Source organism: Romboutsia sp. BSD2780061687b_171204_C1 (assembly GCF_015560225.1).
Lineage (GTDB): Bacteria > Bacillota > Clostridia > Peptostreptococcales > Peptostreptococcaceae > Romboutsia_C > Romboutsia_C hominis.
This window is the reverse complement of the sequence record NZ_JADMRK010000001.1, coordinates 734340-746525: the sequence shown is the minus strand read 5'-3', so window position 1 is coordinate 746525 and position 12186 is coordinate 734340. Positions and strand designations below refer to the sequence as shown.

14 protein-coding genes are annotated in these 12186 nt (G+C 28.2%); all 14 read right to left on the bottom strand.

Going from position 1 to position 12186, the window contains the following annotated elements; genetic code table 11:
* Positions 1 to 82 precede the first annotated feature (82 nt).
* Positions 83 to 814 carry a DUF4184 family protein gene (locus tag I2H23_RS03780; protein ID WP_092925967.1) on the bottom strand — a complete coding sequence of 244 codons (732 nt, stop codon included), beginning with the start codon at positions 812 to 814 and terminating at the stop codon, positions 83 to 85.
* A 216-nt stretch (positions 815 to 1030) separates the two neighbouring features.
* Positions 1031 to 1579 (bottom strand): BMC domain-containing protein, encoded by a 549-nt coding sequence (locus tag I2H23_RS03775; RefSeq protein WP_092925969.1) that lies wholly within the window; start codon positions 1577 to 1579, stop codon positions 1031 to 1033.
* Between the two features lie 106 nt (positions 1580 to 1685).
* Positions 1686 to 2606, bottom strand: a complete 921-nt coding sequence (locus I2H23_RS03770) for a hypothetical protein (RefSeq protein WP_092925971.1) — start codon at positions 2604 to 2606, stop codon at positions 1686 to 1688.
* Positions 2607 to 2627: 21 nt separating this feature from the next.
* Positions 2628 to 3953 (bottom strand): 4Fe-4S dicluster domain-containing protein, encoded by a 1326-nt coding sequence (locus I2H23_RS03765; protein WP_195237698.1) that lies wholly within the window; start codon positions 3951 to 3953, stop codon positions 2628 to 2630.
* An 11-nt stretch (positions 3954 to 3964) separates the two neighbouring features.
* A complete protein-coding gene (locus I2H23_RS03760; protein WP_195581111.1) occupies positions 3965 to 5359 on the bottom strand; it encodes an aldehyde dehydrogenase family protein in 1395 nt (464 codons plus the stop codon).
* A gap of 24 nt (positions 5360 to 5383) precedes the next feature.
* Complete coding sequence (locus I2H23_RS03755) at positions 5384 to 6391, bottom strand: cob(I)yrinic acid a,c-diamide adenosyltransferase (RefSeq protein ID WP_092925977.1); 1008 nt, start codon at positions 6389 to 6391, stop codon at positions 5384 to 5386.
* Positions 6392 to 6401: 10 nt separating this feature from the next.
* A complete protein-coding gene (locus I2H23_RS03750) occupies positions 6402 to 6668 on the bottom strand; it encodes a EutN/CcmL family microcompartment protein (protein ID WP_092925979.1) in 267 nt (88 codons plus the stop codon).
* Between the two features lie 15 nt (positions 6669 to 6683).
* The gene (locus I2H23_RS03745; protein ID WP_166505359.1) at positions 6684 to 7529 is read right to left on the bottom strand and encodes a flavoprotein; all 846 of its coding nucleotides are present in this window, start codon (positions 7527 to 7529) and stop codon (positions 6684 to 6686) included.
* A gap of 11 nt (positions 7530 to 7540) precedes the next feature.
* On the bottom strand, positions 7541 to 8362 hold the full coding sequence (eutJ, locus tag I2H23_RS03740; protein WP_166505358.1) for an ethanolamine utilization protein EutJ: 822 nt from the start codon (positions 8360 to 8362) through the stop codon (positions 7541 to 7543).
* Positions 8363 to 8366: 4 nt separating this feature from the next.
* On the bottom strand, positions 8367 to 9014 hold the full coding sequence (locus I2H23_RS03735) for a phosphate propanoyltransferase (RefSeq protein ID WP_092925985.1): 648 nt from the start codon (positions 9012 to 9014) through the stop codon (positions 8367 to 8369).
* A gap of 20 nt (positions 9015 to 9034) precedes the next feature.
* Positions 9035 to 9310: a propanediol utilization microcompartment protein PduA gene (pduA, locus tag I2H23_RS03730; protein WP_092925987.1), complete on the bottom strand. Its 276-nt coding sequence runs from the start codon at positions 9308 to 9310 to the stop codon at positions 9035 to 9037.
* A gap of 3 nt (positions 9311 to 9313) precedes the next feature.
* Positions 9314 to 9895 (bottom strand): BMC domain-containing protein, encoded by a 582-nt coding sequence (locus tag I2H23_RS03725; protein WP_166505357.1) that lies wholly within the window; start codon positions 9893 to 9895, stop codon positions 9314 to 9316.
* A 96-nt stretch (positions 9896 to 9991) separates the two neighbouring features.
* Positions 9992 to 10351: a glycerol dehydratase reactivase beta/small subunit family protein gene (locus I2H23_RS03720; protein WP_092925991.1), complete on the bottom strand. Its 360-nt coding sequence runs from the start codon at positions 10349 to 10351 to the stop codon at positions 9992 to 9994.
* A gap of 9 nt (positions 10352 to 10360) precedes the next feature.
* Positions 10361 to 12172, bottom strand: a complete 1812-nt coding sequence (locus I2H23_RS03715) for a diol dehydratase reactivase subunit alpha (protein ID WP_195581110.1) — start codon at positions 12170 to 12172, stop codon at positions 10361 to 10363.
* Between the last annotated feature and the right edge of the window lie 14 nt (positions 12173 to 12186).

The window sequence follows — 12186 nt, the reverse complement described above, 5'->3', positions numbered from 1 at the left end:
TCATAAAGAGAGGATTTTTGTAGATTTTTTGGTATAGTGCATAAATATCTATGCACTATATTTTTCTATTTATAAAAATTTATTAAATTTTATTTTTGTCTAATAGAAAGCCAGTTATTGAATAAGATATAAATAAGGAATTGATAAATGTTACAACCAATCTACCAATACCTATAAAAGCACCTGTTTTAACAAAAATAAATATGGAAACAATCATAGTAATTATGAATACTAATACAAGACTTAAGTATATCTTAAATTTGTTTATCTTAAGATAAAAAATATTTTTACCTTTAATAGTATAAAGATATATAAATATAACTAAAAAGCCTATCATTGTACTACCATGTTGGATTATTTTATAAATTGGAATAGACATATTAAATATATTAATGCTATCTCTTAAAAAAGCTATATTGTTAACAAAAAATCCACTAATATGAGTAAAACTATCCCAAAGTACATGAGTTATCATACCTATTAAACATGATATTACAAACTTTAATATTTCTTTTTTATTAGATAATGTGTTTTTTAATTTAGTAAGGTGTATATATTTATTTGATATAAAATTAGGCATACTTAATATAAGTGCTTTTTGTATATATTTGTAAAATACATAATTTATTAAAAAGCACATTGGAAGATTAAAAAAGAAAAATCCTAAAAATTCATGACCTATATTGCTACTTGGACTAAATAGTACAAAGTATATAAAATCAGGTGCCATAGATCCTAGTATTAATCCACTAAAATTAAAGTACTTATTTTTAAATGGAATTACTATAGCAGGATGAGAAAATGTAAATGGCATATTATAAATTCCTTTCTAATATTAATTAAAAAAATATTATATCATAAATTAATATTAGAAATACATATAGTTATTTTTTTATATATTTTATTATATCTATAAAAATTCTAGGTAATAAAAGATATATTATTTTAATATGTTTCTATAATTCACTTAATAATACAAAAAAATCTAACCTATAAAATCAAGTTAGACTTTTTGTTAATTATTTTTACTCTACATTAATTTATTTATTAAATCTCTATGTGGAGATGCTATAGAAGATGTACTTGTTATCTCCCCACTTTCTTGTAATTCATTTGTACAAGATTTTATAGCAGAATTTATAGATGCTATATCTCCACACATTACTATAAATCCCTTTCCACCAAGGCCTCTTGCAAGTCTTATTTCTATTAATTCAATATTAGATGATTTAAGAGCTATATCTCCAGCTTTTATAGCTGTTAGTGCTGATATTGTTTCTATACATCCAATAGATTTAATATTTACTGGTTCTATAGTACCTGTTAAGGCTGGTATTACATCTTCATGTATATTATTTATCACATGACTTTCAATTAAAAATATTCCTGCTTTATCTTTACCTGCTTTTATAGCATTTTCTACTGAACCTACGTTCCCACTCACTATTATCACATATTTTCCCGGACAAATTGGATTAGCTAATATTAATTCTACATTTGCTGTTTTTAGCATTGTATCTGCAACTTCTATCCCTATGGGAATACTTTTTAATTCCACAAGTCCAATTGATTTTTTCATATTGTGTCCCCCTAATTCTTATCATGTTTGCTAATATGTTTTATCTAAATTATATTTATCTATAATTCAAATATGTAAAATTTTAAAAATTATTGTTTAGTTTTAATTAAAATATGAAGTTTATTATAAATGTACATATAAATATTGAGAATGCCGGTGGATCTATATGAGAGTCACAATTACTATTAAGTGTATTAGCTCCGAAATCTCCAATTAAACAACTTATAATTCCAAACAATACTCCAAATATGGGATTTCCTGAAACAACAGCTGCAAGTGCTGATATTAATGTTATATGATGTGTTGCTGGTGTAGCCGAGCCTGTTTGTGTAAATATTAAAGAAAGTGCACTTATTCCAAAACATAGTGTTGGGAATAATGATATTACCTCTGGAGCTACTTCAAAGGTATTGGAAAGTGATGCTGCCACATAAGAAACTACTATTCCTAATGATGCACCTAATACTATATTATATCCAAGCATTTTTCCGGTAGATAAGTATTTTCTTTTTTTATTTTTATCATATTTACCAAATAGTCCACTATTTCCAAGAGTTAGCCTTGCTATTACACCCAGTGTAAAAACTGTCATACCTGGAGTATCTGTTGGAAGTACTAGAACTGATGCATATAAATAATTTATTAAAAAACCTAATATCCCAAATATCCCACCAACTAACAAAACTTTATAGTCTCCTGTTAGGTTTAAGGATAAACCTATTGATGTTCCACTTTCTACTTCATCACTACCTAAGATTTTTTCTCCAGTTGATGTTACTTTAGATGTACTTGTGCTTCTTTTGTTTGCTGCATATGCTGCTGCTGCAACCCCACCTGCAAATGCTATATGAGGTCCCAAAAAAGAACCAAAAGCTACATTTCCAACAACTAAATCTGATCCACCTGCCATCCCTATAGCTGCACCTGCTATCGCTATCACACCTGTAAGTATAAATGCTGGTAATGCTCCTATTAAAGCTCCAAATGCTCCTCCTCCAAAAGCTGCTACCATTGCAAATATATCCATGTTACTCCTCCTAATAAAAATTTAGCTTTCTATTAATACATACTTATCATTTACTTCTTTTACTAATCCTTCTATACTTGAATGAATTGATGTTCCTAATTTATCTTCTTTTGTAAATGCAATTAGCTGTCCTTTAAGAACTTTATCTCCTTTTTTTACAATAGGTGTTGCACTTATTCCTATATGCTGATTTAAAAGTATTTTTACCTTTGTAAAATTCTTATAAATATTTGTTATTTCTGCGTTTTTATCATACTTCGAAAGATCTAACTTAGATATTAATTTACTTACTGGATATCTTTTATATTCTCTAAATGGATGTACATCTATTGGTGTATTGTTATTATCGTTTTTTATATTTTTTGCTGACATTTGTTTTTTTAGATTTGAATGTAATTTCCAAGGTTGTAAATTCATAATACAAGCATATTCACATAACCTACATTCACAGCATAAAAATGCTGTTGTTAAACTAGATTTGGTATCGCAAATACTTGAATAACTTGCTATTCTTATTAGTTTATGTGGATTTATATTATGACCCAATAAATTTCTAGGGCATATTTCACTACATAAACTACAATGCATACAAGAAGTTTTAGCTTCTTTTAATGTTTGAGATATATTTTTATTTATAGATTTAACTAGACTATGTTCTTTAGGTAATACTATAAGACCTTTAGTTGTTTTTGTAATTACATCATCTAATGAAACTATTTTACCCATCATAGGTCCACCATTTATAACAACAAATTCATCTAAATTACTCCCTCCTGCTAAATCTATAACTTCTTTTATGGATATACCTATAGGAACATTAACTGTTATTTTTTCTTTAACATCTCCAGTTACAGTTACATATTTATTAGTAACTTTTAAATAATTGTAATAAGCTTCATATATATTTAATAAAGTCTCTACGTTTAATACTACAGCTCCTACACTAAGTGGAATTGAACCTTCTGGTATTATTTTTTTAATAGTTTCATACACTAATACCTGTTCATCTCCTGCTGGATAAAAATTAGGCATTTTATGCATTTTTATATTTTCATACTCATTAATTATAGTTTCTATATTTTCTATGGCTTTTTTATACTTAGATTTTAATCCAATTATTGCAACTTTAGCGCCAATATATTTTTTAACTAAATCTATAGCGTCTAAAAGTTTTCTAGATTCTTTAGCCATCAGTTGTTGATCTACTCTTAAAAGAGGTTCGCATTCAGCTCCATTTATAATTAAATAATCTGCCTTTGTATTTAATTTTACATGAGTTGGAAATCCAGCTCCACCAGCACCTACTATACCAGCTTCTTTAATAATGCTTATTAAATCTTTTTCCATAATCTCACCTCTTATCTGATATCAAAGCCATCTACAAGTACACATCTTCTTTTTCTAGCAAAGGTTTTAGCGCTTGTTAAACCTTCTCCTGTTGGACCAGCTATTGTAAATGTTGTATATCCTTCTCCATCTACACCTATGCCAGAATATGATGGTCCATTTTTAACAAATATAGTGGTTTGAATTAATTTAGCCATCTTACTTAATTTATCAATATTTTTAGAATGCATTATAGCTGTATGTCTATTTCCATGTTCAACTTCTATAGATAGTTCTATAGCTTCGTCAACATCTTTAACTCTAACTATTGGAAGTATTGGCATCATTAATTCTTCTATAACAAATGGGTGATTTTTATCTGTTTCCATTATTATTACTTTTATATCATCCTCAACTTGTATTCCTATCTTATCTAATAAATATCTTGCACTTTTTCCAACACATTCAGTATTTAATTTTAAATCCTTAGATAAAACTAAGTTTTGTAAGTTATTTAAAGTTTCCTTATCTTTTATTTCATATGCCCCATTTTTTTTCATATTGAATATTAAATAGTCAGTAATTTCATCTACTGCTATAACTTCTTTTTCTGCTATGCATGGAAGATTGTTATCAAAGCTACATCCATCAACTATATCTTTTGCTGCTTTTTCTATATCTGCAGTTTCATCAACTACTGCTGGAGGATTTCCAGCCCCTGCTCCTATCGCTTTTTTTCCAGTAGATAATACTGATTTCACAACGCCCGGCCCTCCAGTTGCTACTAGCAATTTAACTTTTTCATGGTTCATCATTATATTTGCATTTTCTATTGTAGGATTTTTTACCGTTACCACTAAATTATCTGGGGCTTTAGCTTCTTTTAATGCTTTATTTATAAGTTTTATGGTAAATAAAGATACTTCTTTAGCTCTTGGGTGAGGACTAAAAACAATTGAATTTCCTGCTGCTAACATTCCTATAGTATTACAAAGAATGGTTTCTGTTGGGTTTGTTGTAGGTGTTATAGACCCTATTACTCCATATGGAGAAAGTTCTACTAAAGTAAGACCTTTATCACCTGTATAAGCATCTGTTTTTAAATCTTCTACACCTGGTGTTTTCTCTAGTACTAATCTATTTTTCAAAAGTTTATGGCTGTAATTTCCCATACCAGTTTCTTCAACTGTCATTTTGCATATTTTTTTTAAATTTTCTTCTTTATAAAATTCATTTTTTATAGCTTTTATGTATTTATCTCTATCACTTAGGCTATGCTTTAAGTACTTTCTCTGAGCTATGAATGATGCTTCTATAGCATCGTTCATACTTTCAAATATTCCATATTCACACTCTTTTAAAGAATTTGCATTATTTAATTCACTTATAACCTTTTTTACTATTTCCTCAACATTTAACGCACTCATTATTATCCCCCCATTACATTTTGCTTAATTGCTTTTCATTTTCATCATTTGTATTGAGTATAAAGCTATCTCCATATCTTCTTCTACACTGCCGCCACTTACCCCTATAGCTCCAACTATTTTTTTATTGTTATATATTGGATATCCTCCACCAAAGACAACTATTTTATTGTCATTAGTATTTTGAATACCATAAAGAGCTTCTCCACTTTTACAAAGCTTACCTAGTTTATCAGTTGATATTTTTAAGGCATTTGCAGTATATGCTTTATTCATGCTTATATTTATACTACCAAGTAATGAATCTTCCATTCTATGAAGTAATATAAGATTACCTCCACTATCTACTGCAGAAAAAACTATAGGAACATTTAATTCTTTTGCTTTTCTTTGAGCATAATTAGCCATTTTTATTATATTTTCTAGTTTAAACTCTATACTCTCTTCATTTTCTTTTTCTATATTATTAAATTTTTCTAACTTATCTATAACCTTGCTTTTTATATCATCTATCTTACAATAAGTTTCTTCTAATCTTGCTAAAGCATATAATGTATCCGATAATCTATTTACGTATTTTAGTAATTCATCTCTAATATTACCATTTTCTTTTAATGTAACTATATTTCTTTCTGCTCTTCTTATTATAGTTCTTGCAACATGAATAGATGCTGAAGACTCATTTTTCCCAGGTATTATAAAACTTTTTTGTCTTCCATTTAGCTTACTGCACTCATCTACTATATGTTCTAATTCTTTTATGTCTTCTTCATTTACTGTATATGACAACATAGATAATCCTTTTTCATCACTAGCAAGTTCAGCACCTACTATAAATAATTTTCTTTGTATTTTATTTAGATAACTTTTTATATCTTCATTTTTACTTTGAGAATACGCAACTCCAAGCATTGATATAGCCTCATCTATTGTTCCATAGCATTCTACTTTATAATCATTTTTTGATACTCTTTTACCACCAAACAGACTAGTACTTCCTTTATCACCTGTTTTTGTATATAAATTAGCCATATTATATCACCTAATTATTAACTTCTATACTATCTACTATTCCAACTATTGCACAGTCTATAGGAGAATCAGATGAAAATATCTTTCTTGCAGAGCTCCCTGTTGCAACAATTACAGTCTCTCCAACTCCAGCGCCTACTGAATCTACTACAACATGTGTGTTTCCAACCACTTCTAATTTTTCATTTAATTGCTTTACAAGTAGAAGCTTTGTTCCTATTAATCCTTCATTTTTAGTAGTTGATACTACTGTTCCTACTACACTTCCTAGATACATATTTTTCACCTAGCTTTATATTTTTAATATATTTATATTGTATTTTAATGCCTCATCTTTAGCCGAAGGCGTGATTATAGAATCTTGATTTATTTTTATTACTTTATAGTGTTTTAAGTTATATACATCTATTTTACTTATTATTTTCTTATTTAAGAGTATTTCTTTAATCTCTATATTTTGTTTACTACATATATAATCAATTTCATCATTATTTTTTTTATTAGTGTTTAAACTAAAATTATCTTTATATATTTTTATAACTTTTTTTTCTAAATTTACTGATGTAGTTAATATAATATTGTAATCTTTTAATTTTTTTATATTATTTCTAAGTAAATCTTTATATGAATTGCTCATATTATCTTTAAATATAGATATTCTTTCTTCGTTGTCTGGGCAGCATCCATTAATACTTGCTATTACTTTTTTACCATTAATTAAGGAATAACTTATTATATTAGTAGCTATATTATCATTTATTCCATTTGCAATTTTGCTACAGGTATTAACTGTTAATGTAGGTATCATTATAATAGTATTTTCTTTTACTAGACTTATTATATTTTCATTGTCATCTTCTTTTATAACTTTTTCCACTTTAAAAAATTCTTTTATTAAATTTTCATTAAATACATTTAAAGCTCCATTTGATAATACTATTGTTAATTTAAATCCTCTATCTTGAAGCATTTTAATGCATTTAAATGCATCTTTAAATCCAATACTAGCACCAGTAAATACTACTAACAATTTTTTATTGTAGCTTTCTAGCTTTTCAAATACTTTTTCTACTATATAATCTATAACTACACTTTCTACATTTTCACTAATTATGTTTTCAAGTTTTTTTAAATCCAATTTATCACCTTCTATATATGGCAATTCATTGCTATTCCAAGAGGTGTTACAAGTAGTGGTTCTAATGGTTTTACTGTTTCTATTTTTATTTCTTTTTTAAATACTTTTTCAAATTCACTAAAGCAACAAGCACCACCGACTACATAGATAGTGTCTATATTGTAATCTTTTATATACTTTTTAACTATAGATGCCATTTTTTCAATGACAGGTTTTACTATTATAAACGTATCTTTTTCATACTTTTTCTCTTTTTTTATAACTTCTGCTTCTTCAAAAGGTATTTTATTAAACCCTGCAAGAACTAGTGTCATATGAGTTCCACCTGTTGCTTCATCAGCTGTAAACACGACTTCCCCATTTTTTATTATACTTATCCCAGTAGTCCCTCCACCAACATCAACTACTGCCCCATTAGTTATTTTAAGTACTGTAGCTGCTGCACTTGGCTCATCTATTATATTTAAAACTTCCATATCACAAGATTCTACTACATTACATATAACTTTAGTATTTCCCTCAGTAATTCCTGGAGGGATTGCAGTTGAAGCATAAGTTAATTCACATCCTATAATTTGTTCTACTTCTTCTTTTAATTTTCTAAGTATATTAGTTGCACCTATATAATCTACAACTATCCCATCTTTAACTACAGATGAAGCTTTCATAGCTCCAGCTATAGGATTATTATTTTCATCTACAACAGATAAAACTATATTTGCAGTTCCTAAATCTACTCCTACTTTTAGCCTACCGTTATATTTATTGCACTTTTTTTCTTTTATAAGTCTTGAAAACTCTTTTACCTTATTATTGCAGTCATTTAGATTCACATTCTCACCTATTTTCTACAATTTTAACTAAGTCGTTATTTTTTATTAAGCACGAATTAGCTTCATCCATATCTAAATGCATTTCTAGTTCAAAATTTTCATTTACTCTAATTAATACGTTTCCTAGTATAGCTTTTCTAATCCCCGTTATCTCAACATCTACTATATCTTTATCACATAAATTTAATTTTTTAGCATCATTTGGTGACATATGTATATGTCTTAATGCACAAATTACACCTTTTTCTTTGACAACTTTTCCTTTAGGCCCTATAATTTCAATACCAGGAGTATCTTTTAGATTTCCTGATTCTTTTATAGGTGGATTTATACCTAATTTAAAGCCATCCGATACAGAAATTTCAATCTGAGTTTCATTTCTTAAAGGCCCTAAAATTCGAACTTTTGTTAATTCTCCTTTAGAGCCTTTTATAGTTACACATTCATTTGCAGCATACTGACCTGGTTGCTTTAAATCTCTAAATTTACTTAGTGATTTATCTTTGCCAAATAGTATTTTAAAATCTTCTTCACACAAATGTATGTGTCTATTTGAGATACCGATAGGGATTAAAACTTCTTTTTCTTCTTGTAATTTTTGTATTACTATTTTAGTTATTTTTTCTACTAATTCCTTATTGTTAAAATCCATTTTAATCACCTATTTATATATTATTCTGATTTTGGTAATATCTTTTCAACATCAGTATGAGGTCTTGGTATTACATGCTTAGATACGAGTTCTCCTACTTTCTCAGCTGCTACTGCCCCTGCATCTACAGATGCCTTAACAGCTCCAACATCTCCTCTAACCATAACTGTAACTAATCCTGATCCTATCTTTTCATATCCTACTAGCTCAACATTTGCAGATTTAGTCATCGCATCTGCTGCCTCTATAGCACCTACTAATCCTTTAGTTTCTATTAATCCTAATGCCTCTCCCATTTTCTATTCCTCCTTAAAATCATTTAGTTCATTGTAGTGAATACAACTATTTTTTAATTCTCCTTTTTGTCTTTTACATTCTGGGTCTTTACATAAATTACAAGTATAATTTTCTTTATTATTTAAATTGTTTTCTTCTATGGTATTTCCTAATTCTTCACTTTTTATATAATTTAAATCATCCTCTAGATTAACTATTTTTACATTTTCTACTATATCTTTAACTAATTCTTTATCATATTCATTGTATAAATCTACATTTTCCTTAGACTGATTATCTATTTGTATTTCTTTATATCCTATAGTTTCTTTGTTATTAATTAATATATCTATTTCTTTACTTGGTCTAGGTATTATTTTATAGGAAAATACCTTGCTTATTTTATTGGCAGCAACAACAGAAGCTTCTATAGCTGCCTTAACAGCACCTACATTTCCCTCTATTTTTAATGTCGCCATACCTCCACCTTTCGAGAGCTCATATCCTATTAAATTAACATTTGCAGATTTTACACATACATCTGCTGCTTCTATACAAGCTGCAAGGCCAATTGTCTCTATAATTCCAATAGCTAATTGGGACATTTTACCCTCCCCCTAATCTAATGTTTAAGTAATATCTATAATAAATATAAAACTTTATACAATTGTTAGATAAACTATATGTATCTTATAAATATTTTAAAGTTCTTTGAAAGGTTTTTTTATGACTAATCTAGCTGCATTTTGACCTAGTGTTCTCATTATAGATTCTTTAGATGATATTTTTATAGTAAAAAGAGGACTATCTTTTTCTAGTTTATTATAGTGAAGTATTATAAAATCTTTATTTACTCCAATCCCCACTCCTAATATAGAGTCATTGCAGGCATTATAGCCTAATTTTATAACATCTTCTTCACAAATTCCTAAAATTTCATAAGGTACATTCTCTTCTTCTATGCCAAGTATAATTTCTCTAAATTTTAACTCATCTATTTGATTTTTGTTATAGTATATTTTTATACTTGGCTTTTTCGTAACACTTATATTCTTAGCCATAAAATTCACCTATTCTTCTTTTAAATGTAAAACAAGTCCTGTTGCAACTGCATTTCTAGGTCCTTCTACACCCCTTATATTTGCTCTTCCTGCAACTACATTATACTGAGATAATGCATTTGTAACTAATTGAGGAATCTCAAAATCAAGTGCACTTCCTCCAACCAAAACTACAAACGCTATATCTCTTACATTATTTGTTGGGCTTACCTTTTTTAGTGCTCTTATAGCATTTGTAACAAATACTCTTTCTTTAGCACTTTTTCTAATTAATTTTATTTTTTCTAGTGATTCATCTATTTCAATAGGAACCATACCTTCTGGTTTTAGTATTACAACCTTTGCAAATAATTTAGAATCTAATGCTTTGTTAAAAAACTCTACAGCTCCACTTTCATGTCTTATATTGAAAAGACTCTCTACCTTAGCTAATGGATACTTTTTTATGTCTTCTGCTAGTTCAAAATCATCTATTCCTAATTCTGATTTTATAAGCATAGTAACCATATTTCCAGCACCTGCTAAATGTATTGACTTTATTTCATGTTCTTTTGTAATTATAGAAGCATCCGTAGATCCTGCACCCATATCTAATATTGCAAGTGGTTTGTTACTTCCTGGAGTAGTTAATGCTCCACGAATTGCCATATCAGCTTCTACTCCACCTACATTGACATTCACCCCTAGGCTTTTTGTTAATTCATCTGCTATTTTTTGCATTTGAAGTTTATCAGCTTTTACCATAGCTGCTATTCCTACTGCATTTTCTAGTGAGAACTCATTAGCAATACCACCTTTTACAATCTGAGGAACAAAAGTATCTACAGATAGTAAGTCTTGTATTTTAATGTTTTTTGGGTGTTGATTTGTTAAATTAGACATAACATGCCTTACTTTTTCAAGCATTCCTCCCACATTAGTCCCAGGTTCTCCTTTAACATCACAAACAATATTTACGCTATTTATAGCATTCATAATTTTTTTAGCACCTTCATCAATTCCAACAAAAGCTTTTTTATTTAGTCCAACTATTTCAATATTTCCAGCAGGTATTTTTCTTTCTTTAACATCTCCCTTAGGAGTTTTTATAACAACTGCTGATCTGTTTCCAATTAATGCCCTAGCTATTGGAACAACATGTTTAGTTTCTTCTGAGGTTAGATTAAACAATGTTGCTATTCCATATGGATTAGATAATACTTCAACAACTCCTCCAATTGGTGCAACTTCTATGGCACACTTCATATTTAGAGGAACTTTTTCAACTAAACTAACCTCATCTACTATAGGAATTTTCTTGTTTAATCTATTATTAATTAGTACTCCATCATCTTTTTTTACTATAGCTCCATTTATATTTAATTTATCTGAATATAAATTTATTAATTTAGATGAAACTTCAAAGTCAAATTCTTTAGGTATAACAACTATTACATCTTTGTTCTTATCTACACTTTCTAATTTATCAATTTTTACAGTTTCACCAACACCAACTCCTACTCCACCTGGTGTTAAAGGGTTATGGCCTATCATTGTAGACTCTGTTATTATGGTTTCTGTTATAGTTTCCATAGCTACGTCTCCTATTACTGGAGCAGCTTCATTTACTCTGATTTCATCTAAATTTTCAATTTTTAAATTAGACTTATCTAAAGAATTTTTTAAAGATTTAAATACTCCATTTATATTTTTCATAGTTCCTTTAATTCCTGTTGTTTTAACTATAGAACTTGATAAAAATTCAATATTGTTTTCATCTATTTTTGCTAAGGCCACTTCAGTAGTAGCATTACCTATATCTATACCAGCTACTATCTTCATTTAATACCCTCCAA